This is a genomic window from Psychrobacter sp. ANT206 (genome assembly GCF_056880555.1).
Window position 1 is genome coordinate 543,714 of the sequence record NZ_CP096271.1, and the last position, 24,436, is coordinate 568,149.

Here is a 24,436-nt window from a genome sequence, read left to right on the forward strand (position 1 = left end):
TATCATGATAGGCTTATGAGAAATAGGCATAATAGCCCCATTGTTTAGACTAAAGAAAACAATAAATTGATCAGAGCAAACGCTACTGATTAAAATAATAAACAATGAATATCTTATTATGTATATTAATATTTGAAACTTATAGGAGTGTATATGAAAAACATGACTAAAATGATGATGGCTGCGACCCTTGCTGTAGGTACATTGGCTGCTGGTTGCCAAACTGCTCCTATCGTAACGGCACCTGTGACTCAACCAATTACTGCTAATGCACTACAAGCATATGATTGGCAGCTTGTTGATGCAAAGCGCGCAAATGGCGATAAAGTCACTCAGCTATTCTTTGATCCAGCCAAACCACTTACTCTAAAATTCTTCAAAGACAACGGCAATGACCGTGTTGCGTTTGTCAATACTTGTAATAACATGGGTTCTAACTATAAAGTTGTAAATGGCAATGTTGTATTAGGCAATGTTCTATCTACTATGATGGCATGTCCTGAGCCACAAGCTAGCTTTGATACAGCGACGCTTGCTACGGTACAAGGTAAATATAGCATCAGCACCAATGCAAACAACACGCCTATCTTGACCATCAAAAATAGCAGTCAAGTCGCTCATTTTAAAGCGGTTGCTAAATAATAGAGACAGTCAGTTACTATCGTTATATTATAACCGTATATAAAAAATGCCTCACTTAGCAGTGGGGCATTTTTTCGTCTAAAATTTTTGTTTAAAAGAAGAGACCAATCTGCGTTACACTAGCGACATCGCTGTTCCTGATGACTTATATTTCATTCAGCACTCTTCTACTTAATATTATTAATAGTAAGTTGCACGTTTTAAATAGCTTATATCGAATGGCTCTATAGGACTTTATCTTATGTTAAAAACCACTGTCTTAAAACCGACTGTTAATATTCGTAGGCGAAACAGTACTGTTCCTATTATCATGCTTTCAATGCTGGCGGTATTAACAGGCTGCCAGGCCATGCCAACTGCTTTGTCCAAAGCGCCTAGCACGATGGCTATGAATAATCCGCTCACTATTGGCATGCCAGCAATAGATCGACAAGGCTATATTGCTTATGTAGAGGAGCAAGGCGTGGGTGCTGCCAAGGTCTCGACGCTATATCGTATCCGCCCCGATGGTAGCAGGCGTCAATTGATTGATCAGCTAAATGGCTATATCTACGCGCCTACGTGGTCAGCGGATGGTCAAATGCTTGCTTATAGCAAACAAGCCGCGCGTCAGCATCCAAAGATTTATATTTACGATGTCAAAAGTGGTAGTCATAATTTGGTCGTCAACGCAGAAGGTAGCAATTTATCACCGTCATTCTCACCCGATGGCAAAAAGCTGCTCTATAGCTCAACTGTCGGCGGCAATGCCGATATATATGAGATGCAGCTTAGTGATGGCAGTACCAAACAGCTTACCACGCTACCGAGTACTGAAGTGCAGCCAAGCTATGCCAGCGATGGGCAGAGCTTTGTCTATACCAGTGATAAAGTCCGCGCTGGTCGCCCAAGCATTTATCGTTATAGCTTTGCCACGGGCAACGCCGCGCTGATATCGACGGGAGGCTATGCTGCCAGTCCTCAGCTTAGCTTAGATAGTCAACGTTTGGCATATCTCAATGGTCGCAAAGCGGCAGTAATGATGCTTACCACAGGACAAGTCATCAATCTGGCAGAAACGGGACTCGATGAGCCTGCGCGCCTATCACCTTCTGGACAATACGCCCTCTATCCAACACGTCAGTCAAATTTGGGTGGACAAGTAGGAGGTCAAAGCAGTCAAAATGGCGGTAGCTTAGTTATCCATTCTTTAGCAGGGAATACCAGTTATGCGATTAGTAGTAAAACGGGCGGAGTAGTGCGCTCACCAATTTGGGGTCGTTAAGCGATTTTTTTAATTTAAAGGGAAATATCATGGCGCATAAAAAGAAGAACGTCCGCAAAAAACTCTGTCCTGTCTGCGAACGCGAATTTAGTTGGACTAAAAAGTTGGATAAAAACTGGGAGAGCATGGTCTATTGCTCCGACCAATGCCGCCGTGTTAAAAAGTATGAAGGGCTGGATCATCAAAAAGAAGATAAATAGGCGTTAATGATGAAGTAGAGATATAGGGAAATGGGAGCAGACAATGGCACATAAAAAAGCAAACCTACCGCAAAAAATCTGCCCCGTTTGTCAGCGTCCTTTTACTTGGCGCAAGAAATGGGAAAAGGATTGGGAACAGGTGATTTATTGTTCGGAGCGTTGTCGGCGTGGGAAAAGTAAAGTAGATTGAGTTACTTCAAAATATTAAGGTGAATTATGAGTGAACATTTTGAATATTCAAGCTTTCGAGAAAAGCTTATTGAACACTTATTTATTGGTGAAATGCTTAAGTTATCGTGGCTAAAGGACGATTGTCAATTAGAGGTCATGAAACCTGAAGTTGACAACGCAGGTTGCGATGTTGTCCTCGAAGATAATAACATCATTCGTCATATTCAACTAAAGACTTCAAAATTTGGTGCGAAGACATCAGGTCAAAAAGTTAATGTTCGCTTAGCCAATAAGCCTTCAGGATGTATTGTTTGGATACTATTTGATGAAGATACATTAGAGTTAAAATCTTTCTACTTTTTTGGCGCAGTGGCAGGAAAACCATTAACTGGATTAGAAAATGCTAAAGTTGCAAAGCATACCAAAGCGAATGCTAATGGTTTAAAAGCGGAACGACCTAACATACGCATGATTAATAAAGGACAATTCACTAAATACGACAGTATAGAAGCTTTATACGATGTATTGTTCGTTCCAAAATTCTAAACTAGTGATTATTATCCTTTATATGCTGAAATATTGATTCGCATAATTCTGTGGCTGATGGTGTTAGCTCCCATCGCTCACTCTGCATCAGTTCAACTATGTCTTGGCAGAAATTAGTTTTACTCTTAATAGTGCCTTGGTTTCCATCTGAAAAAGAAAAAGATGTTTCATTAGTTTCTAACTGAGGTAAAACTCCATCTTTACGCATTTTATTTAGAGCTGTATCAAAATATTTACCTATCCCTTTAGGTGATATTTGATAGCTATCTGTAAAATATTTTTTATACTCATCGCTGTAAGCTAGCTTTTTTTTGTTCCCTTGTTTAGCTAATCCATTGTCAGGACACATCTCAAAAAACTTCTTTACGAGAAATTTCCTAGGCAATGAGTTTTCGGTCTCCTTACCTTGAGTAATCGCAATCTTATCCCCTAGCTGTTGTTCCAGCTCATTGAATCTAGGTTTTTTCTTTAAGTCTGAGTCTGCTATTACTAGAGCGTTAGAAGTGACAAGTACTGCATTTAGACCCTTGTTCTTGCCGCTGTCCACATCCTCTAAAGAATCAACTTCGAAATCCCAATGTTCTAAGTTTGAACCTTGATATTCTACAAACGCATAGTGATAGCCATCTATAAAGCGTGAATAATCTTCCCACTTATCTTCATCAATTACCTTTAACTCATCCAAGTACTTTTTTAAATATTGGACGAAATATAGGCGATCAGTAATGCCTTCAATCCAAACAGTGCAATTAGCTAAGAAGACCGACGAAGGAGATACACCAAGCGTTTGTAGTATAGTGCGGTCACCATCACAGCGTCTAATTACAGTTTTGTATTTGTTTTCTTCATTACCAACATTTTCTTTATCTACACGATATAAAGAAATACGTTTATCTTCATTTATCATATCGAGCAAGTAATTAGAATGACTAGTTGCCATATAGTAATGATCAGTTTCATTCAATAAAAATTTCATTAACTGCTTAACATAGCCGGCGTGCAAATGCATTTCTGGCTCTTCGATAAAAAAGAAAGAAGGTTCAGTGGTTAAGAAGGCCTTATAAGTAAGGATAATAATTTGTTGCAAGCCATCACCTAGTTGCGAGATAGGAAACTGTTCTGCTTCTCCAATTTTGATATGCAAACTATCATCTTTACGATGAGGTATAAGAGTGACAACTTCATTATTGAAAAAGTAATGAGAAAGTTTAGCTTGATAATCGTCAATTCTTTGACGTTCTTCAGGCATTCCTAGTAGTGAGTCTGTTAGAAATTCAAAGAAGTCTTCGCCTGTCACTATTTGATGATCTAAAAAGTCATAATCTTTGTAAACTCTAAGTAAAAGCATGTTTTTTCTTAGTTTATCTAAAATATCTTTATTGGTTACTTGAGTATGATCTTCCTTATCTGGTGCAATTGTACTTTTATGAATTAAAATATCATTCTTATTGGATATTATTTTTTCAATTTCAGACTCAGCTAAGGACTCTAAAGGCTTAAAGTGTTTTAAGCTTCTCAAAGAGTTTATATAAAAAATCTTTAAAGCTGATATGTTTATAAGTTCATATCCTGCTTCTAAACTAAATAGTTCTTCAATAATATTTTGTAGCTCATCAAATAACTTGGAATAAGAATTATCGTTGTAGCTCTGCCTACGATATAAGTCATATATTTTATAGGCTGTTGGATGACTACTTTGAGATGGATAGTTAGCTCTAGCTATCGCTAAATTAACCTGATCTTTAATTTGAGTAAGCTTCTCCAAGTTTGAAGTGTAATTATTTTTTATGACATTAAAGCTATTAAACTCGAAGGCACTTGTGTTCCATTCATCATTTACAGAGAACATATTAAGTAACACACCTACTTTTTGCAACAACTGCAAATAAGAAGTTAAGTTTTTTAAAGATATTTCGTCGATATGAATTTTACAAGCTAACTCCCGCATAAAACGACTTTTACCAGAGTTATTTGCGCCCACAATAATATTCAAACGCTTTAATTCAAAAGGATTGTTTCGATTCAAGCCCTCGCTTGAATCGAAATCTGTATATCCTTCCTTAAACCAAAGCTTCATAGCTTCTTTCATATCTACAACCTAAATAATACTACAAGTTCGGATTTAACCACTTCTCAGCAGTTTTTATATCCCAGCCTTTACGCTCAGCATAGCTCTCTAACTGATCGCTGCTGATCTTACCGACGTTAAAGTACTCACTATCAGGATGTGAGTAATAAAAGCCGCTGACTGATGACGCAGGCCACATCGCATAGCTTTCAGTCAAGGTCGTACCGATGGCATCGCCCGTACCAAGCCATTCAAACAGTTTGCCTTTTTCGGTATGTTCAGGGCAGGCAGGGTAGCCAGGCGCAGGGCGAATACCAACATATTTTTCTTTAATCATCTCATCATTAGTGAGTGACTCAGTCGGCTGATAGCCCCAATACTCTTTACGAATCAGCTCATGTAAATGTTCGGCAAAGGCTTCGGCTAAGCGGTCGGACAAGGCTTGTACCATAATGGCATTATAGTCGTCACCAGCCGCTTTATACTTCTCAGCCAGCGCTTCTGTTCCAACGATCGAAACGGTAAAGCCGCCAAGATAATCCGTGTACATATCTGATGGTGAGATAAAGTCTGCCAAGCTAAAGTTTGGCTTGCCGCTGGCTTTGTCACTTTGTTGACGTAAGTGCTCAAATTGATATTCTGCTATGCCGCCCTTAGTCGGTGCTTTATCATAAACGGTGACGGTATCCGCGCCAGTACGACGAGCTGGCATGAGTTTAAACACGCCTTTTGCGACGATTAATTGCTCATCAATCATCTTTTGCATCAGCTCATTAGCATTATCGAACAAATCACGCGCCGCTTCGCCAACCACATCGTCTTGCAATATTTTCGGATATTTGCCAGCAAGTCCCCAAGAGATAAAGAACGGTGTCCAATCGATATAAGGCAGCAGGTTAGTGATAGGATAGTCGTCAAAGATCACTTGCCCTAATTTATTAGGCGTCGGTGGCACATAGTTGTCCCAATCATACTGAAAGCCAATCTTGACCGATTCGGCATATGTGACCTTCGCCGCCTTTGGTTGGCGCTTAGCCAGACGCTCACGCACCTTGATATATTCTTCGCGGGTTTCATCAATGAGACCTTGGCAATTCTCTTTTGACAGTAGCTTGGTCACTACGCCGACAGAGCGTGAGGCATCCGCTACATAGATGACACCATTATTTTGGTATTGTGGTTCGACTTTGACCGCCGTATGCGCTTTTGAGGTCGTTGCACCACCGATCATCAATGGCAAAGTCATGCCACGCTCTTGCATTTGCTTGGCGACATAGACCATTTCATCAAGGCTTGGGGTAATCAGACCTGATAAGCCAATAATATCGACTTTCTCAGCTATCGCGGTATCAAGGATTTTCTCACAAGGTACCATGACGCCCAAATCGACAATATCATAGCCATTACAGCCGAGTACCACGCCGACGATATTTTTACCGATATCATGGACGTCACCTTTGACCGTTGCCATGAGAATTTTACCTTTCTTTTCACCCTCGACTTTTTCAGCTTCAATGTACGGGTTCAGCCACGCGACCGACTGCTTCATGACGCGCGCAGATTTTACTACCTGAGGTAAGAACATTTTACCGGCACCAAATAAGTCACCGACGATATTCATACCATCCATCAATGGCCCTTCGATGACCTCCAGTGGGCGCGGATATTTCTCCCACGCTTCTTTAGTATCCGCTTCGATAAAGGTGGTAATCCCTTTTACCAACGCATGAGCAATCCGTTCTTCGACCGTACCTTCACGCCATGTCATATCGACGGTGCTGTCTTTTTTCTTACCGCCATCTTGATAGTTTTCAGCGATGGTCATCAGACGTTCGGTGGCATCTTGCCCAGTTTCGCCTTGGTTGCGATTAAGCATCACATCTTCGATGGCATCGCGTGCCTCGACAGGAATGTCATCATACAGCTCAAGCATGGCGGGGTTGACGATACCCATCGTTAAGCCGTTTTGAATCGCATGATAAAGGAATACAGAATTGATGGCTTCACGAATCGGGTTACCACGGAAACTAAACGAGACGTTAGAGACACCGCCTGAAACCATCGCATTGGGCAGATTTTCCGTAATCCATTTGGTCGCGTTAATAAAGTCGGCACCGTAGTTATTGTGCTCAGTGATACCGGTAGCAACCGCAAAAATATTGGGGTCAAAGATAATATCTTCAGAAGGGAAGCCCACTTCATCGACCAACACATCATAGCTGCGTTTACAAATCTGAGTTTTACGCTCAAAGGTATCCGCCTGTCCATCTTCATCGAATGCCATGACGATAATAGCGGCACCATAGCGCATACAGAGCTTGGCACGTTCGACGAACTCAGCGTGACCTTCTTTTAATGAGATAGAGTTGACGACACACTTACCTTGAGTGCGCTTAAGACCTTCTTCGATAATATCCCATTTTGATGAGTCCAGCATCAACGGCACACGGCTGATGTCTGGCTCGCCTGATACGAGGTTCACAAAGTGAATCATCGCTTGTTTAGAGTCAAGCATTCCTTCGTCCATGTTGATGTCGACGATTTGTGCGCCGCCTTCGACTTGGTCACGGGCAACGTCAAGCGCCTCAAGATAAGCTTCGGTTTTGATTAGGCGTAAGAATTTCTTCGAACCCGTAACGTTGGTACGCTCACCAACGTTGACGAATAGACTGTCTTTATTGATGGTAAATGGCTCAAGACCAGATAAGCGGCAGGCAGGCGGAATCTCAGGAATAATGCGCGGTGGGTACTTTGCTACCATATTAGCGATTTGACGGATATGCTCAGGTGTTGTACCACAACAGCCACCAACGATATTTAAGATACCAGCTTTGGCAAAGCCTTCAAGCAGTGCAGCTGTTTCATCGGCAGTTTCATCATATTCACCAAACTCATTAGGCAGACCAGCATTTGGATGCGCAGAGACATAAGTATTGGCAATATTCGATAGTGTTTGGATATGGGGTCTAAGCGCGTCCGCACCGAGCGCACAGTTAAAGCCAACGGATAGCGGTTTGGCATGACGAATGGAGTTATAAAAAGCTTCAGCCGTTTGCCCAGATAAGGTGCGACCTGACGCATCGGTAATCGTGCCTGAAATCATAATTGGCAATTCAAATCCGATATCATCAAAGACGCCTGTGACGGCAAATATTGCTGCTTTGGCATTGAGCGTATCAAAAATAGTCTCAATCAAAATGATATCAACGCCACCTTCCATTAGCGCCAAGGTTGCTTCGCGATAGTTCAGCACCAATTCATCAAAGGTAATATTACGAAAGGCGGGGTCATTAACGTCAGGCGATAGCGAGCAAGTACGCGATGTCGGACCAATAACGCCAGCGACAAAGCGTGGTTTTTCTGGATTCTTCGCAGTGTATTCGTCAGCGGCTTCGCGGGCAATCTTAGCAGCCGTTTTATTCAGCTCAGGCACCAGATACTGCATATCATAGTCTGCCATCGACAGCCGCGTACCGTTAAAGCTATTGGTCTCGATAATATCAGCGCCGGATTCCAAATGCGCCAAATGAATCTCTTTAATCATATGTGGCTGCGTCAGCACCAATAAATCATTATTGCCGCGGACATCTTGCTTGATATCAGCAAAGCGCTCACCGCGATAGTCCGCTTCCTCTAATTTATAGTTCTGAATATGCGTGCCCATGGCGCCATCGAGCATCAAAATCCGTGCTGCCATTTGCTCTGTAATGCGCGCTCGCGCCGTTAGCTGCTGATCCTTATAAGGGAATACAGCAGGCGGCGTCAATATAAAGTCATTGGGATTGGCATTTGGGTTACTGGCGTCAGTTAGATTGGTTGAAGAGGTATCAGTTTGAGAACGGGCTGTTGGAGTCATAGGAGCGCTGCTTATAGAGTCAATGTTATAAAAAAGAAGAGGAAAAAGTCGTTATAATTTTTAATAGAGAAGACGTCAAAACCATCAATGCCAGTAAAAAATAGTAAATAAATACAGATGATTTTAGCAGAAAATATATTGCCAATGTCAGGTTATCAAAGTCTATTGCATAAAGCGTGTGAGCACAAATGAATATCATTTATCTTTAGGGTTACAGAAAGCTTTACTTATGATTATAAACGTAAAAGTATCACTTTATAATGCAAATACAGATTACATGCACACCACAAAAAGTAGCGTAAATAGCCGTTTACGCCACTTAAGGATATGTTAATTTAATTTCAGAAGGATTGATGTTTCATAAGCAGTGCTTATTAGTAAGGGTTGATGATTTTATTTGCAAGTTTGCCTATATATTATTTTTCATGGCTAATCATGCATTATCAAATCAGTGATTATATCGTTAAGCGTTGCTGCTAAGGAAAGCCAATCTCATCTGACATACCAGATAAAAACCAACAGATTATAGATATTTACTCATTAAGGATAATGTTATGAAAATCATCAAAATCGCTGCTATTGGTACTTTAGCTGTTTCAATTGCAGGTCTAAGTGCTTGTAACAATATGATGCCAGCCAAAAGCGCTCCTATGAAAGCGCCCATGCATAGCCAATCAATGGCAAAAATGAATGTAGTACAAATTGCCCAAAGCAATCCTGACTTCTCTGTACTCGTAGAAGCTGTCGTTGCCGCTGATTTAGCGGGCGCGCTCTCTAATCCTAATGCCAACTATACGATTCTTGCGCCAACCAATGCTGCCTTTATGCAAGCGTTACAAGAAAATAACATGACCAAAGCACAGCTCTTTGCCAATAAACCACTATTGACTAAAATCTTAAGCTATCACGTGATTAACGCTGCAGCACCTATTTATGCCAAGGATGTTAGACCAGGCAATATAACCATGCTAAGCATGGACACGCTTATGGTCACAGCCCAAGGCAAATTGATGGATGAAAGTGGACGTACAGCAAATCTTTTAAAAACGGACATTACTGCCAGTAATGGTGTGGTACATGTGATTGATAGAGTTCTAATGCCTAGATAGTCTTTTGGCAAGGTTTTATAAACTAGCCATTATATGCGTATAAGATCAATCGTTTAAGAGCTGTTCTACGCAGCTCTTAAATTCGTTATAGATTCAGATAACGAAACGCCTGTGTTATATACGTGATTGCTACAGTGCTACTACCTAAGAATATATCAATTAAAAATCAATCAGTTAATATTGTAGATGATTTCAGATAACGTCCCTTTAAAGAATGTCATATTCTAAACAGTATTGTGCATTTTAAAAAAACTGTTTATGCAAAAATTATTACTTATCGAATCAATACTTATCAAATTTTTATTCACTCAATAGTTATTAATATCAAAGGAATGTCTTATGTTAAAAAAGAACTTACTATCTATCGCCGTTGTGGCGGCAGCAATGTCATTAGCAGCTTGTAACGATAAAGAAGTCGTTGCTGAGCCAGTTGAGCCAGAAGCAACCACTGATGTAGTCGTTGAGCCAGAAGTCGCAGCTGAACCAATGGTTGAAGCGGATGTTGCCCCTGAAGCAGCAGCTACGCAGACTATTGGTGAGATGGCAGCTGGCAATAAAGACTTGACCATCTTGACCGCTGCACTACAGGCAGCTGGGCTTGATTCGATGCTGATGGCTGAAGACAAGTACACAGTATTTGCACCTACTGATGATGCATTTGCTGCTTTATTGACTAAGTTGAACATTACCAAAGAAGAATTACTTGCTGATCAAGCGACGCTAAAAAGTGTGCTTCCATACCATGTCGTACCTATGGTTGTAAAAGCCGCTGATATTCCTTACGGTACTGCGATTGAAACGGCGAATGGTCAAACCATCACGATTAGTGATGCCAATGTCATTACAGATTCAAATGGTAATACCGCCAATATCGTTGGCACTGATATGATGGCAACCAATGGTGTAGTGCATGTAATTGATACAGTTTTATTGCCTAAATAAGTTTTGGTTAATAGACTTATTAAGTCTTTCTTGTAGAAAGTAAATGATGTAAAAATACATAAAGCCTAGCCATTGAGCTGGGCTTTTTGCTGCCTAATAATTGCTGCTAATAATTTGAGTCGATGCAATGTATAAGGAATCCAGTAGTACTTTATAACATTTGTATTTCTTTTATTTAGGACTGAATATAGTAGAAAAGAGGCAAGAGCGCACATACAAAAAAACCCAAGACAATGGTCTCGGGCTTTTTTAATAACTGGCTAGTAGGCAAATACTTTACAGAGGATTAACGATGCTCTTTATTTAAAGTATCTTGTGCCGCTATTCTTTGTTGTTCTTTTAGATGACGCTCTTCCCAATAAGGCGCGTTTTTGATACCGAATTTTGCAGGATCAAATGTATAGCGTGTTACACCTGCTTTAAGCTGTGCTTCATAGTCTTTAAGCATGGTAAGCGTCGGACGAGCCACAAAGAAGATAACAAGAATACCAACAATATTGAGCCAAGCCATGAGGCCAACACCGATATCACCAATTGCCCAGATGTAACCAGCTGAGTTTAGAGCACCGTAAGCAACCATTACCATAATTAAGATTTTTACTAAGAACAAACCTGTCTTATTTGCACCGCGCCCGATAAAGCGAGTCAAGTAAGCAACGTTCACTTCAGCGATGTAGTAGTAAGCCAAGATAGTGGTAAAGGCAAAGAAGAATACAGCGACTGCAATAAAGACATTACCAGTAGTACCATATACTGATTCCATTGCCATTTGGGTAAAGGCAGGCGAATTGATTTCAGTAGTAGCGGCTACATTTTGCAGAATGAACTGACCTTCTGGCAAAGTACCCTGAATATTGTACATACCAGTAGACAGGATCATAAAGGCAGTAGCAGAACAAACCAGTAGTGTATCAACATATACTGAGAATGCCTGTACTAGACCCTGCTGTGATGGATGCTGAACTTCAGCAGCAGCAGCAGCGTGAGGACCTGTACCTTGACCGGCTTCGTTAGAGTAAATACCACGTTTTACACCCCAACCGATAGCAGCACCAAAGCCAGCTTGTGCCGTAAAGGCATCACTAATGATCAAACCAAATATATCTGGGATCAAACTGAAGTTGCTGAACATGATAATTAAAGCTAAGACAATATAACCGACTGCCATGAAAGGAACCGCATACTCGGTAAACGTTGCGATACGCTTGATACCACCAAAAATGATGATACCTAGTACGACTAAGATGATGGCTAAGCCGACCAGACGCATAGAGCCGACTTCTAGGCCTGCAACGTTCATAGTAGTACCTTCACCCATAAGTTGCGTGAAAGCACTAAGAACGCCATTTGCCTGTACACCTGGTAAGAACATACCACAAGCTAAGATAGAAGCGATTGCGAAGAGGATACCGTACCATTTTTGACCAAGTGCCCGCTCAAAATAGTAAGCAGGGCCACCGCGATATTCGCCAGTGATGACGTCTCTTTCTTTATAAATCTGTGCCAGCGTAGATTCAACGTAAGCAGTAGAAGCTCCTAAGAACGCCACAACCCACATCCAAAATACGGCACCAGGACCACCGAAACCGATAGCCGCAGCTACCCCTGCGATGTTACCCATACCCACACGCCCAGCTAAGGCTACTGCCAGGGCTTGGAATGAAGAGATACCATCTGCACTGGATTTACCAGTGAATAGTAGTCTGACCATTTCACCGAATAAACGTACTTGTACAAAGCGCGTCATGATGGAATAAAATAGACCTGCGCCCAAGCATAAGTAAATTAATGCAGGGCTCCAAATAATTCCGTTTACTAAATTGACTAAACCTTCCATATATCTATTCCTTCAACTGTCTCAAAATGACTATATATGAGGATGCATAGAGTGAGTTAACGGTTTAATATCCTTATTAAAGCCAACCACTCAAATTATCTGCATGTACTTAAAACAATGATTTAAGCTTCATATGTACATAGTCACCAAGAATGGACTGTAGTTGTCTGTGTTTATCCGCTTGGTTTATTATCAAAGTTTGGCTGTATTTGCTCATCTCTTGATAGCACTTATATATGAGTATCAATTGATTGGCGATGGTTGCCATCTTTTTACTGTCTCTTTACTTTGGTAATCCGTCATCCTGCCATAAACATAAACGCTGTTATAAATAAACCAGTGGATAAAACAGGCGGTTATAATTGTAAATACCCATCATCGCGATGGTATTCAGCTTACTATGAGCAGTATCGGCTAAGTACAATTGCGTAATAGAGTCATAAAGCGATGATTTATCTGTCTATTAACCCTTTTAAATGATAAATAAACGAATCGCTAGTACTATGAAGAAAATAAGTCCACTACCAAATGTATGCAAACCGTACAGCTACGTAACTGCAATTTGCCATATTTTTTACCCAATTACTAGAAATTTCTTCTTAGCAGCAGCTATATATATGTTATGACAAGCTTTATTATGACAAGAAGTACCGTAGAATATGGCATAAGGTCGATTTATCTCAATTTGGATGATTTTTCAATAAGTCAGGTTATATAGATACATAGTCAAAACAGAGTGAGAGATTATGCTACAAGTCGTTGCTTGCGGTTGTGTTTTGGTAACGATGAATTGTAAAAAAAGCGTTATAGCGCCATTATTAGCACAACATATTGTAGGCTACAAAATATAAGCTTATATAGTCATAGTATTGAAGTCAGTATCAAAAAAAGCAGTCAAAAGTTATTTTAAAATCTTGTTATCAGTTGTTTGATATTTATCATTATTAGGAGAATCCACAATGACCCGTAAATCCATTGTAAAATCCATCTTGCTATCAGCTGTATTAGCCACGTCTACTGTCGGCTTGACAGGTTGTGGTTATAATAATCTTCAGGCTCAAGATGAGCAAGTGACGGCTTCGTGGTCAGAGGTGGTCAACCAATATCAACGTCGCTCGGATTTGGTGCCAAACTTGGTAAAAGTAGTACAGCAGTATGCCAAGCAAGAGCAGGAAGTCTTTACGCAAGTGGCTGAAGCCCGCTCACGCGCTGGTGGTATCACCGTAACGCCAGAAGTACTCAATGATCCTGAAGCGATGGAGCGTTATGCGGCGGCGCAAGAACAGATGACGGGTGCACTATCACGTTTGATGGCAGTGTCTGAGCGTTATCCTGAACTGAAATCTGATGCGCTGTTCCAAGATTTGCAAGCGCAATTAGAAGGTACTGAAAACCGTATCGCCGTCGCTCGTAACCGCTATATCCAAGAAGTACAGGGCTACAATACGACCGTACGTCAATTCCCAACCAATATTACGGCAAAAGTGTTTGGGGTGAGTGCTAAACCAAACTTTAGCGTCGCGAACGAAAAAGAGATTTCTACTGCACCAAGCGTGGATTTTGACAATGGCGAGTCAAAGACGGCGCAATAGCAGCAAATCAATAATGATGAATCCTGCGTTTATTTCACGCGGGTATGCTTCATCTATTGAACGAATTGTGTAGCCGTCCTAGCGTTTCTTACTGGTATGAATAGGTTGCGTCTAATATTAAATATAAGCGTCTCTTAAAGCCTATTTATATCGTTAAGCCATTAAAAACAGGTAGAGCATCAAGTACTGATTAATTAAATACTTACTGATTGCCGCTCTACCTATTAATTTAGTAAAGATCTGACTTGAGGTGGTATACAGTTAATGACTCATTTAAAAACACCCCTAGCAGCGTTGTTATTCGCCCTTACTATTAGTAGCGCGTCTACATTGTATGCGGCGCCCGATGACAGTACGCTTGCTGCCGATAGCACCATGCAAAATCGCAGTGTGGAAGACTTAGTGGCTATTGCAAAAGCCGCTGAATCCAATGAAGCTATTAATGATGCTGTTTTAGGCAATGAGGCGATTAACGAAACCATACTCGGTAATGAAGCTATCAATCCTAATGCATCCAACAATGAGGGCGTGGCAGAGGCAAATGCGACCAAACGTCCTCCTGTTAAATCAACTGCTGACAGTGTCGATGCGGACAAACTGATTTTAAACAATCCTGTCATCGACCAAGCTAATATCTTAAACCCACAAGAGAAGCAGCGCTTAGAAGCACAGCTACGTACAATTTATCAGCAAGGTTTGGCACAAGCAGCAGTGGTGATTGTCCCAACTACCAATGGCATGCCTATCTTTGATTATGCCTTGCAAGTTGCTGAAAAATGGCAGCTGGGTAGTAAAGACATCGATGATGGTTTGCTTGTGGTTGTCGCTGTCAATGACCGTGATATGTATATATTGACAGGTTATGGACTCGAAGGTGTACTGCCAGATGCGGCGGTCAATCGCATCATTCGAGAGGATATTACCCCGTTATTTAAGCAAAATAATTATGGAGCAGGGATATTGGCAGGCGTAACAGCCTTACAAAATCGTTTATCTGCTGATCCTGAAGTGCTTGCTCGTGCCGATGCGCAGGCAGCTGAACGTACTACCCAACAAGGCTCAGACGAGCTGCCATCTCCTATTTTTCTATTCATCATGGCGATGATATTTGGTAGCTTTATTACCAGTATATTTGGTCGAGTATTCGGTTCAGTGCTGACGGCTGGTGGTTTTGTTGCAGGCTCACTAGCATTGGGCGGTGGTCTATTTATGACCATCATTATGGCGATATTTTTATGGCTGTTCTTGATTTCACGCGGCGGCGGTAAAGGCGGGTCTGGCGGCGGTAAAGGAGGTAGAGGCGGTGGTATGATATTCCTACCGGGTATGGGCGGTGGCGGTGGCTTCGGCGGCGGCGGTTTTGGTGGTGGCGGCTTCGGCGGTGGCGGTGGCGGTTTTGGTGGTGGCGGCGCTGGCGGTTCTTGGTAAGCATTAGCCCGTTGTTTTTCAGTGGCTTCATAGCTACCTAGTAAAGACACTAAATAACCATTAGTAATGACGTACTTGAGGAAATAGTATCATGGCAGAGAATAACGCTTCAAAATCCAGCTTTGCCCGCTGGTGGCGCCAAGTCTTATTTATCCCCGTTTTGCATAGTAAATGGTTAACGCCCGCGGCAAAAGCTCGGTTGACAGAGCGGGTGACACTTGCTGAGCAAGGCCATCGCGGCGAGGTATTTTTGATCGTAGAAAATCATTTGCCTATTCAAGAGGCCTATCATAGCGACTGCCGTGACCGTGCGATTGATTTATTTAGTGAGTATCGAGTGTGGGACACCGAAGAAAATACGGGTGTGCTGATATACGTCAATGTTTGCGAGCATAAGCTTGAAATCGTCGCTGATCGCGGTATCAGTGCCCATGTTAGCCCAACAGTTTGGCGCGCAATGTGTGACAAAGCGGTAGTCGGTATTGCCAATCAGAAAACAGAAGAAAGCTTGACTGAATTGCTCGATGAGGTTGGTCAAGTGCTGCGCCAGTATTATCATCTGGAGCAAAACCCATCAGGTAATGAGCTATCTGATACGGTGGTTTTTTTAAAATAAACCCTGACGGCCATCAGCATGAAAGATTACACTAAACACTTATCGCTATATTTAATAAATAACCGATATACAACGCCAATACTGGAATATTATGATTGATCTAATAAAAAGACTGCCAAAAGCAGAACTGCATTTACATATTGAAGGCTCGCTCGAGCCTGAGCTTATGTTTAGATTGGCAAAAAAGAACCAGATAGAGATTCCTTATAAAGACATAGAAGATGTGCGTAATGCTTATAACTTTACCAATCTGCAGACGTTTTTAGACATCTATTATGCCGGTGCCAATGTCTTGATTACGCAGGATGACTTCTACGATTTGACATGGGAATATATTCTCAAATGTGTTGAGGACAATGTCATTCATACAGAGATATTTTTTGATCCGCAGACGCATACGGCAAGAGGCGTGGCGTTTGAGACAGTCATAACAGGCATCAAACGTGCACTGGCTGATGCCAAAGCACAATATGGTATTACCTCTTGTATTATCATGTGCTTTTTACGGCATTTATCACAAGAAGAAGCGTTTGAGACGTTAGAGCAAGCATTGCCATTTAAAGACGACATTATTGGTGTCGGTTTAGATTCTTCAGAATTAGGCAATCCGCCATCGAAGTTTATAGAGGTATTTAAAAAGGCAAAAGAGGAAGGCTTTAAGTTGGTTGCCCATGCTGGCGAAGAAGCGGATTTCTCTTACATTTATGAAGCGTTGGATTTATTGGATATCAGCAGAATCGATCATGGCGTGCAATCTATCAAAAGCGCTGAGCTGATGCAGCGTCTAAAAGATGAGCAGATGCCGCTCACCGTGTGCCCGAATTCTAATATCGAGTTGAGAGTATTTGACAACTATAAAGAGCACAACATCAAAGAGCTACTAGATTATGGTCTAAATATCACTGTCAACTCGGATGACCCTGCTTATTTTAAAGGCTATATCAACCAAAACTTCATTAATATCAGCGAGAATTTGCCACTGACAGAAGACGATATTATCACCTTGGTAAAAAATTCTTTTAGATCGTCATTTATCAGTGATGAGCTAAAGCAGCAGTATTTAGACAAAGTAGATCAAGCGGTAGGTTAATGGTTTGTCTATTATAGTACGCCCATTCTTTTTACTAACTCTGGCAGGATGACACCAGCTTTTGCTGCCAGAGTAATATCGACTAGCGTATTTGGTGTCGGATAAGGATTTATCTCGATAATTTTGGCACCGTTATGTTTCGCCAGTTGTGCCAGTCCGGCAGCGGGATAGACGAGGCTAGAAGTACCGATACTAATAAATACATCACAATTCGCGGCAGCTTCCTCTGCTGTCTGCCATGCCCGCATCGGTAACGACTCTCCAAACCACACAATATCAGGTCTGATATAACCATCACAATGCTGGCAAGTCATTAGAGCTTCATCAAAGCTGATGCTATTCTCGCTGTTATAAGCGCCTTTTAATTGGATTGTATAAGGTGTCTGACATTGACTGCATCGGTTACGCCATAGATTGCCATGCAGGTGGGTAACAGCGCTACCTGCTTGCTCATGCAAATCATCAACATTTTGAGTAATGAGGGTTAGTTGCTGATTAGTCGATTGACTGTGATACTGCCACTGTGCCAATGCTGTATGGGCAGGATTGGGTTTTTTACTAGCCACGAGCTGTCTGCGCCATTGATACCATGACCAAACCAGCTTTGGATCGCGAGTGAAGGCATCTGGTGTCGCCAAGTCCTCCGCGCGATAATTTTCCCACAAGCCAGTTTGCTTATCACGAAAAGTCGGAATGCCGCTTTCTGCTGAAATCCCTGCGCCAGTTAAAAGGCAAATATGCTGTTTCGATTCTAATAGTTCAGCAGCACGCTCTACTTCTGCTATTAACGCTGATGATAATTCTGCTAACATAAGCTAACCCTTGCTAATAATGGATATCCTTTCTTATGATAGACGGAATTTGGTGGCTTGTCATATTGACGGCAGTTATCGTTGGATTATGGTTTTTTGCAAAATCACGTGCACCAAATAACTTGCATGATACAAAGTCAAGAGATAAGAAAAAACCGATAAATGACGCCTTACAAAAGACGGCGGAGATGATTAAGCAGTATTTTCCTGATTATCGAGTGACACGAAAGGGCAGTCATTTGCTTGTTACTCGACAAAATATAAAAATCGCGATGATTACGATCGACCCCAAGCTTGCTGCTAGTCAACGCCGTTTGGGTGATATACCAGTGATTAATTATCAGCGTGTACCTAGCCGTGCGCAACTGGATGCCAATTTGCAAGAGGCAGAGTAGATTGGTACGAATATTTAGCTAGGAGAAGTAATACTCCGTCATAAGTCAGCATAAAATGGAATTGACAACAATATATACAACATTTTATAGGTATTAACAGACGAGCTTATTAATGATAAAAACTTCAAGGTTTTGTTTTAAATGATTTTATCGATGTTAAGTAATGCTAGGGAAGGGGGTAATACGATGATTGGTGCGCTCGGCGGGAGTAAATCAATTGATTCAACATATTGATTAATATAGATAATTTATATTAATTTTATTTTATGTACAACAGTATGTACAACATTTTAATATCGTTACTCCCGGCTTATAACTTGGAGGCTTACTCATAGCTGTTTACAAAATAATTATGCTAATGAAAGTCAATTATCTAATTTCAGCGATCAGTGTCTTATAAGCTGACTCAACCCATGCTTGTTCATTAACATAACCATTTAATAACGGCTCAAAGTCAAAGCTGTTATTTTCAAAAACTTTTTTTGCAAGGTCATTCTCTAATATATATTCTAGGTCTTGAACTAAGCTGTTTAATATCTCTAAATTTTCCTGACTCGCAAAATGAATGATTACGTCTGCGTCATTCACTTTAGGATCAGAATACTCTGCCCACCAATTTTGATAGAAGTAGGCATTCATCAGATATATAAATGTATTAATCACAATATTTCCCAGTACATAACGTTCATGAGTGCAAGCAGTTGCATTTTTACTTTGAAAGACATTGGGTTTCAATCTCTAATAGCTATCTAGTTACACTTATAGGTCGGTCACTCTAAGTAAATCTGGATTCCTTTTTAGTGTACCATCCCATATTTAAGTCACCTACTGTAAAATATCAATTATTCCACTTTCTGCTTCCTAAGAATTTTTCTGCTTCCAATGCCAGCCAACTATTTTATTGGCTTAGAGGTGGTTTTTCACTTTTAAATAAAGGTCTAAATCAGCGTATTTTTATTCCTAATTTCCTTGCTTCCTCAATTTTTGCTTCCAAAAAGCATCATTTATTCTTAACAAGAATTCTTTTATTTAAATAAGAATACTTTTATCAAGTAAAACCCTTAATTGCGTTTGCAAACTAGCGTTCATATCCTCTACTATCATACAATGATTTTTATAGACCGTCATAAGTCGATGTATTCCATCGCAGTACGTGTTAGCCAATTTTTAAGCCTGTCATATCATCCCAAGTATCTATCCTGTGCTCAACAAACTATAAGACGAACCCATGACCAAAAACTTCTCTCAAACAGCGGCTTTCATCTGGTCTGTCGCTGATCTATTACGTGGTGATTTTAAGCAATCTCAATACGGTCGAATCATCTTGCCATTCACCCTGTTGCGCCGCCTAGAGTGCGTATTAGAAGAGACCAAAGCAAACGTCGTCGCTGAGAGTCAGCGTATTGCTGAAATGGGAATACCAGAAGAAGCGCAAGAGAAGTTCTTGATACGTGCCAGCAGGCGACCTTTCTACAATATCTCGCCGATGGATCTAAGCAAGATGGGTCAAAGCGATATTAAGGATAACTTGAATACTTACGTGCAATCATTCTCTAAAGACGCGCGTGAGATATTTGAGCACTTTAAATTTGAAGAGTTTGTCGGTCAGCTAGCTGATGCCAACCTACTTTATAAAGTGGTGCAGATGTTCGCCAATACCGATCTGAGCCCTGAGACTATCTCTAACCATGAAATGGGCTTTGTGTTTGAAGAGCTGATCCGCCGCTTTGCTGAAAGCTCAAACGAGACCGCAGGGGAGCATTTTACGCCGCGCGATATCGTGCGCCTGACTACCTCACTGGTGTTTATGGAAGATGATGACGCGCTGACCAAAGACGGCATTATTCGCACCATTTATGACCCCACAGCAGGTACTGGTGGTTTTCTATCCTCTGGTATGGAATACGTGCTAGAACTTAACCCTGATGCAGTCATGCGTACCTATGGGCAAGAGTTAAACCCTGAGTCTTATGCGATCTGTAAAGCAGATATGCTGATCAAAGGGCAAGAGGTTAATAACATTAAGCTGGGCAATACTTTGTCTAGTGATCAGCTGGTCGCTGAGAAGTTTGACTACATGCTATCGAACCCGCCATTTGGGGTAGATTGGAAAAAAATAGCAGGCGAGATTAATGACGAGCATACGCAGAAAGGCTTTGACGGTCGCTTTGGAGCTGGCTTGCCGCGCGTGTCTGATGGCTCGCTGTTATTCCTGATGCATCTGATTAGCAAAATGCGTCCGATCACTGCTAGTGAGCAAGAAGCTAGCAACGGTCAAAACAGCAACCAAGGCAGCCGTATCGGTATCATCTTAAATGGTTCACCGTTATTCACGGGCGGCGCAGGAAGTGGTGAGAGTGAGATTCGCCGTTATATCTTGGAAGCGGATTTACTCGAGGCCATCATCGCCTTGCCAAACGATATGTTCTATAACACCGGCATTGCTACCTATATCTGGATATTAAGTAATAAAAAGTCTGATGAGCGTCGCGGCAAGGTGCAACTAATCGACGGTAGTAACCTATACAGCAAGATGCGTAAATCTCTTGGCTCTAAGCGTAATGAGATGAGCGATGACGATATCAAGACCATTACCCGCAGCTTTGGTGACTTTGAAGTGGTTGATGCGCGCGTATTAGATAAGCCTGATGAGGTTAAATCTAACCGTGGTCGTCAGTCTGCCAATCCTAAAAGTGAGCCTGCTAAAACCTTTGCCAGTAAGATATTTGCCACCCATGAGTTTGGCTATCGCCGTATTACCATTGAGCGTCCGCTGCGTCTCTCTGCGCAGCTATCTGATAGTGCCATTGATAGCTTACGTTATGCGCCTAAACCTTTTGATATGGTCATGCCAGCGCTATATGAGGCATTTGGTAGTCACTGGACGGCTGACAGCTATGGTGACTTATCAGCGGTCACGTTAGAAGCGCGGGCAATGATCAAGGCAGACTTTAGCGAGCTGAAAGAAAGCCAAGTCAAAGACGTGCTTGACTCCAAAGTATGGCGAGATCAGCTTGAGATCATGAATAAAGCCAAAGCGCTGCAAACGGCTATCGGTGTTAGCCAATTTGATAATTTTAATGAGTTTGAAAAAGTGTTCAAGCAAGCACTAAAAGACGCCAATGTCAGCTTGGACACCAAAGAGAAAAAGCAGCTGATGGATGCGATCACGTGGAAAAATCCTGAGGCAGAACCTGTCATCAAAAAAGTGGTCAAGGTTGTCAATCCGCTTTATGGTGCGTTTAGCTATAAGCCGACCAATTCAGACAAGTCAGCCAAAATTGTAGAGTTTCAAGCAGACAGCGACCTACGTGATTATGAAAACGTGCCGCTCAATCCTGAAGTAACCACTACTGAGTTGATTGAAAGTTACTTCGCCCGTGAAGTACAGCCGCATGTGCCTGATGCGTGGATCAATAGCGATAAGACAGATGCTATCGATGAAGAGATTGGTATTGTGGGCTTTGAGATACCGTTTAACCGTCATTTCTATGTGTATGAGCCGCCGCGCTCGCTTGTCGATATCGATGCGGACTTAGATGCGGTCAGTATGGAAATCATGCAGTTATTGGGTGAGGTGCATTCGTAATGGCTGAATTGGTAATGAAGTATCGGCAATATGAAGAATATAAAGAATCAGGCGTTGAGTGGTTGGGAGAGATTCCGAAGCAATGGATTTCGACACAAGTAAAATATGGTTACACAGTAGTGCTAGGAAAAATGCTGCAAACAACGCCTAAGTCTAACTCTGATTTACTGAAACCTTATTTAAAAGCTCAAAATGTACAGCCTTCTGGTATTGATCTTACAAACGTAGGATTAATGTGGTTTTCTGATGATGAACGTAAAAGATTACTTTTAAAGAAAAAAGATGTTTTGGTTAGTGAGGGTGGAGATGTTGGCCGTGCTGCTATTTGGAATAATGAAATAGATGAATGTTACATTCAGAATGCGATTAACAGGGTTCGTCCTAGATATAACAATGATTCAAGATTTTTTTATTACTGGATCAATTATTTAAAATCTACTGACTTCATTAATATTATTTGTAATAAAGCAACTATCGCTCACTACACAGCAGATAAGCTACAAGGGTCGCCGCTTGTATTACCATCAGCCTTAGAGCAAATTCAAATAGCCAATTTTCTCGATTACCAAACCGCCCAAATCGATACCTTAATTGATAAGCAACAAACCCTGATTCAGCTGTTAAAAGAAAAGCGCCAAGCGGTCATCAGTCATGCCGTTAAACCTGATGAAAATGAAAAATCAGCTAAGTTGGGTTATTTTATTGATCTCTTGTCTGGTTATGCTTTCCCAAGTAATGGTTATAAAACTGAACCAGAAGGAAATACCGCTTTGTTAAGAGGTATTAATGTAGGTGTTGGGGCTCTGAAATGGGATGAAACAGTATGGTGGTCTCGAACTGACAGAGATGGATTAGAAGCGTTTGAATTAGAGGAAGGTGATATTATATTTGGAATGGATAGACCTTGGATTTCAGCAGGTGCTAGAGTAGCGGAAGTAACTAAGTCAGATTTACCTTGCTTATTATTACAGCGAGTTATACGAATTAGAGCTAATAAAAATACATATCAGCCATTTATTAAACTATGCCTTGCAAGTAAAGAATTCAAATTTTCTGTAGAAGCTGATTTGACGGGCGTTAGTGTTCCTCATATCAGTCCAGATCAAGTAAAAAGCTTTCCAATTAGAGATATTGGTTATGAGCAGCAAAAACTCATTACGGATGATGCTTTTAAAAAAATGAAAGTGTTAGATTTAATTGAAGATAGTGCAGAACAAGCCATCCAACTCATGCAAGAACGCCGCACCGCTTTAATATCTGCGGCGGTTACGGGTAAGATTGATGTTCGGGGTTGGGTTGCACTTGATAATTGATACCTTGTAGGCTTTTAGTTTTTATTTAAAATATTCAATCTGAAATATTATATGTATAAAACAATAAAGTCATACTAAAGAATATAAAGTTTGAGAGAGTCGATATGGAAAGATTAAAAAAAATCCCTAGATTAGATTTAGGAAAAATACCTCCAGACATCATAGAGCTTTTGGATAAATGGCAGACAGTAAAAGAAGGATATAGAGTGCTGGCATACTTGGCATCTAAGATGTTTAATGTAGTACGCTTACCAACTTATTATGATAGAACAATTTCTGCTATTAGCAGGAAAGATATAGATCAATGTTTCGATGAATTAAAGTATCTAAATGAAGATATAAAGGTTTTGTATGAGTATACTCAAAGCAGGTTGAAGGAAGCAGGTTTTAAAGAAAATGATAAGATAAAGTTGTATAGACGTATTTGTACAGATAATCATTTTCTCGATCAAAATTTGGGTAAATATTACATCTCGGAGAAATGCACTGGAGATATTAATCCTGCAATTTTAGCAGCTTATATTTCATACAAGAAACAATCTGGTAGCAAAAATATAGATCTTGAAGTTGATACTTTAAGTAGTTGGTCAGTAAATGGGGCGAGTTCTGTTTATGGTAATGTTACTCTAAAGCTTGAAGTGGAAGTTAGGAAAGTTCTACATTTCAATATGAGCAGTGATCACAATGGTCCTCTTGAAAGAAATGAGTGGCTAGTAATCAATGATAGTAATACTGGGCTTATACAGTTCGACTTAGAAAACGATATATGTATTTCTGAAAACATAAAAAATAAAAAAAATTCTGAAAGAATTGAAAGGAAGTTTTCCGAAAATGATAGAAAGTGTGCGGAAAGCTATTATAGGTATCGTCAACTATACTTAACACCAATAGCATTTAATGATATTGAAGCTCCTTCATATAAATGGTATGAAAAAATAATAAACAAGTGCACGAACTAACAATATT

Annotated in this window: 20 protein-coding genes; 15 read left to right on the forward strand and 5 right to left on the reverse strand. The window is 40.9% G+C overall.

The genetic code is table 11. The features are described from left to right. Nucleotides 1–153 precede the first annotated feature (153 nt). From M0221_RS02280 to M0221_RS02300, 5 genes are all read left to right on the forward strand, one after another. On the forward strand, nucleotides 154–642 hold the full coding sequence (locus tag M0221_RS02280; protein WP_483284240.1) for an META domain-containing protein: 489 nt from the start codon (nucleotides 154–156) through the stop codon (nucleotides 640–642). A gap of 241 nt (nucleotides 643–883) precedes the next feature. Further along, nucleotides 884–1,906, forward strand: a complete 1,023-nt coding sequence (locus tag M0221_RS02285; protein WP_483284241.1) for a Xaa-Pro aminopeptidase — start codon at nucleotides 884–886, stop codon at nucleotides 1,904–1,906. Between the two features lie 29 nt (nucleotides 1,907–1,935). Beyond that, on the forward strand, nucleotides 1,936–2,106 hold the full coding sequence (locus tag M0221_RS02290; protein WP_010196547.1) for a DUF2256 domain-containing protein: 171 nt from the start codon (nucleotides 1,936–1,938) through the stop codon (nucleotides 2,104–2,106). Between the two features lie 43 nt (nucleotides 2,107–2,149). Beyond that, complete coding sequence (locus tag M0221_RS02295) at nucleotides 2,150–2,296, forward strand: DUF2256 domain-containing protein (RefSeq protein WP_483284242.1); 147 nt, start codon at nucleotides 2,150–2,152, stop codon at nucleotides 2,294–2,296. 26 nt (nucleotides 2,297–2,322) lie between these two features. Then, nucleotides 2,323–2,823, forward strand: a complete 501-nt coding sequence (locus tag M0221_RS02300) for a hypothetical protein (protein WP_333954504.1) — start codon at nucleotides 2,323–2,325, stop codon at nucleotides 2,821–2,823. A gap of 1 nt (nucleotide 2,824) precedes the next feature. Here M0221_RS02300 and M0221_RS02305 read toward each other — a convergent pair whose 3' ends face one another. After that, complete coding sequence (locus M0221_RS02305; protein ID WP_483284243.1) at nucleotides 2,825–4,912, reverse strand: AAA family ATPase; 2,088 nt, start codon at nucleotides 4,910–4,912, stop codon at nucleotides 2,825–2,827. A 19-nt stretch (nucleotides 4,913–4,931) separates the two neighbouring features. After that, nucleotides 4,932–8,747: a methionine synthase gene (gene metH, locus M0221_RS02310; protein ID WP_483284244.1), complete on the reverse strand. Its 3,816-nt coding sequence runs from the start codon at nucleotides 8,745–8,747 to the stop codon at nucleotides 4,932–4,934. Between the two features lie 554 nt (nucleotides 8,748–9,301). Between metH and M0221_RS02315 the strand changes: the two genes are divergently transcribed. Continuing rightward, a complete protein-coding gene (locus M0221_RS02315; protein WP_020442781.1) occupies nucleotides 9,302–9,856 on the forward strand; it encodes a fasciclin domain-containing protein in 555 nt (184 codons plus the stop codon). 339 nt (nucleotides 9,857–10,195) lie between these two features. Next, complete coding sequence (locus M0221_RS02320) at nucleotides 10,196–10,798, forward strand: fasciclin domain-containing protein (protein WP_149492873.1); 603 nt, start codon at nucleotides 10,196–10,198, stop codon at nucleotides 10,796–10,798. Between the two features lie 286 nt (nucleotides 10,799–11,084). Here the strand turns inward: M0221_RS02320 and M0221_RS02325 are convergent, their stop codons facing one another. Next, nucleotides 11,085–12,635 (reverse strand): alanine/glycine:cation symporter family protein, encoded by a 1,551-nt coding sequence (locus tag M0221_RS02325; protein ID WP_483284245.1) that lies wholly within the window; start codon nucleotides 12,633–12,635, stop codon nucleotides 11,085–11,087. A gap of 959 nt (nucleotides 12,636–13,594) precedes the next feature. Here M0221_RS02325 and M0221_RS02330 point away from each other — a divergent pair. From M0221_RS02330 to M0221_RS02345, 4 genes are all read left to right on the forward strand, one after another. Then, a complete protein-coding gene (locus tag M0221_RS02330) occupies nucleotides 13,595–14,227 on the forward strand; it encodes a LemA family protein (protein ID WP_483284246.1) in 633 nt (210 codons plus the stop codon). 264 nt (nucleotides 14,228–14,491) lie between these two features. Further along, nucleotides 14,492–15,655 (forward strand): TPM domain-containing protein, encoded by a 1,164-nt coding sequence (locus tag M0221_RS02335; protein WP_483284247.1) that lies wholly within the window; start codon nucleotides 14,492–14,494, stop codon nucleotides 15,653–15,655. Nucleotides 15,656–15,746: 91 nt separating this feature from the next. Then, nucleotides 15,747–16,271: a TPM domain-containing protein gene (locus M0221_RS02340; RefSeq protein WP_020442785.1), complete on the forward strand. Its 525-nt coding sequence runs from the start codon at nucleotides 15,747–15,749 to the stop codon at nucleotides 16,269–16,271. Nucleotides 16,272–16,362: 91 nt separating this feature from the next. Then, nucleotides 16,363–17,361 (forward strand): adenosine deaminase, encoded by a 999-nt coding sequence (locus M0221_RS02345; protein ID WP_181210802.1) that lies wholly within the window; start codon nucleotides 16,363–16,365, stop codon nucleotides 17,359–17,361. A gap of 11 nt (nucleotides 17,362–17,372) precedes the next feature. Here M0221_RS02345 and M0221_RS02350 read toward each other — a convergent pair whose 3' ends face one another. Continuing rightward, a complete protein-coding gene (locus M0221_RS02350) occupies nucleotides 17,373–18,173 on the reverse strand; it encodes an NAD-dependent deacylase (protein WP_263240711.1) in 801 nt (266 codons plus the stop codon). Between the two features lie 35 nt (nucleotides 18,174–18,208). On the opposite strand from M0221_RS02350, the gene M0221_RS02355 reads away from it, so the two are divergent. Next, entirely contained in the window at nucleotides 18,209–18,568 is a 360-nt protein-coding gene (locus M0221_RS02355) for a hypothetical protein (protein WP_483284248.1), read from the forward strand. A gap of 369 nt (nucleotides 18,569–18,937) precedes the next feature. Here M0221_RS02355 and M0221_RS02360 read toward each other — a convergent pair whose 3' ends face one another. Then, on the reverse strand, nucleotides 18,938–19,231 hold the full coding sequence (locus tag M0221_RS02360) for a contact-dependent growth inhibition system immunity protein (protein WP_483284249.1): 294 nt from the start codon (nucleotides 19,229–19,231) through the stop codon (nucleotides 18,938–18,940). Nucleotides 19,232–19,796: 565 nt separating this feature from the next. Between M0221_RS02360 and M0221_RS02365 the strand changes: the two genes are divergently transcribed. From M0221_RS02365 to M0221_RS02375, 3 genes are all read left to right on the forward strand, one after another. Further along, nucleotides 19,797–22,157: a type I restriction-modification system subunit M gene (locus M0221_RS02365; protein ID WP_483284250.1), complete on the forward strand. Its 2,361-nt coding sequence runs from the start codon at nucleotides 19,797–19,799 to the stop codon at nucleotides 22,155–22,157. Beyond that, nucleotides 22,157–23,470, forward strand: a complete 1,314-nt coding sequence (locus tag M0221_RS02370; protein ID WP_483284251.1) for a restriction endonuclease subunit S — start codon at nucleotides 22,157–22,159, stop codon at nucleotides 23,468–23,470. Before M0221_RS02365 ends, M0221_RS02370 begins: the two co-directional genes overlap by 1 nt. Before the next feature lie 104 nt (nucleotides 23,471–23,574). Then, a complete protein-coding gene (locus M0221_RS02375; protein WP_483284252.1) occupies nucleotides 23,575–24,429 on the forward strand; it encodes a hypothetical protein in 855 nt (284 codons plus the stop codon). Nucleotides 24,430–24,436: the final 7 nt, after the last annotated feature.

Bases quoted from the DNA above. Each gene is read 5' to 3' on its own strand.
- M0221_RS02330 (WP_483284246.1), top strand. From the start codon at position 13,595: ATGACCCGTAAATCCATTGTAAAATCCATCTTGCTATCAGCTGTATTA.
- M0221_RS02350 (WP_263240711.1), bottom strand. From the start codon at position 18,173: ATGTTAGCAGAATTATCATCAGCGTTAATAGCAGAAGTAGAGCGTGCT.
- M0221_RS02300 (WP_333954504.1), top strand. From the start codon at position 2,323: ATGAGTGAACATTTTGAATATTCAAGCTTTCGAGAAAAGCTTATTGAA.
- M0221_RS02290 (WP_010196547.1), top strand. From the start codon at position 1,936: ATGGCGCATAAAAAGAAGAACGTCCGCAAAAAACTCTGTCCTGTCTGC.
- M0221_RS02315 (WP_020442781.1), top strand. From the start codon at position 9,302: ATGAAAATCATCAAAATCGCTGCTATTGGTACTTTAGCTGTTTCAATT.
- M0221_RS02340 (WP_020442785.1), top strand. From the start codon at position 15,747: ATGGCAGAGAATAACGCTTCAAAATCCAGCTTTGCCCGCTGGTGGCGC.
- metH (WP_483284244.1), bottom strand. From the start codon at position 8,747: ATGACTCCAACAGCCCGTTCTCAAACTGATACCTCTTCAACCAATCTA.
- M0221_RS02370 (WP_483284251.1), top strand. From the start codon at position 22,157: ATGGCTGAATTGGTAATGAAGTATCGGCAATATGAAGAATATAAAGAA.
- M0221_RS02285 (WP_483284241.1), top strand. From the start codon at position 884: ATGTTAAAAACCACTGTCTTAAAACCGACTGTTAATATTCGTAGGCGA.
- M0221_RS02365 (WP_483284250.1), top strand. From the start codon at position 19,797: ATGACCAAAAACTTCTCTCAAACAGCGGCTTTCATCTGGTCTGTCGCT.
- M0221_RS02335 (WP_483284247.1), top strand. From the start codon at position 14,492: ATGACTCATTTAAAAACACCCCTAGCAGCGTTGTTATTCGCCCTTACT.
- M0221_RS02345 (WP_181210802.1), top strand. From the start codon at position 16,363: ATGATTGATCTAATAAAAAGACTGCCAAAAGCAGAACTGCATTTACAT.
- M0221_RS02375 (WP_483284252.1), top strand. From the start codon at position 23,575: ATGGAAAGATTAAAAAAAATCCCTAGATTAGATTTAGGAAAAATACCT.
- M0221_RS02320 (WP_149492873.1), top strand. From the start codon at position 10,196: ATGTTAAAAAAGAACTTACTATCTATCGCCGTTGTGGCGGCAGCAATG.
- M0221_RS02280 (WP_483284240.1), top strand. From the start codon at position 154: ATGAAAAACATGACTAAAATGATGATGGCTGCGACCCTTGCTGTAGGT.
- M0221_RS02355 (WP_483284248.1), top strand. From the start codon at position 18,209: ATGATAGACGGAATTTGGTGGCTTGTCATATTGACGGCAGTTATCGTT.
- M0221_RS02325 (WP_483284245.1), bottom strand. From the start codon at position 12,635: ATGGAAGGTTTAGTCAATTTAGTAAACGGAATTATTTGGAGCCCTGCA.
- M0221_RS02305 (WP_483284243.1), bottom strand. From the start codon at position 4,912: ATGAAAGAAGCTATGAAGCTTTGGTTTAAGGAAGGATATACAGATTTC.
- M0221_RS02295 (WP_483284242.1), top strand. From the start codon at position 2,150: ATGGCACATAAAAAAGCAAACCTACCGCAAAAAATCTGCCCCGTTTGT.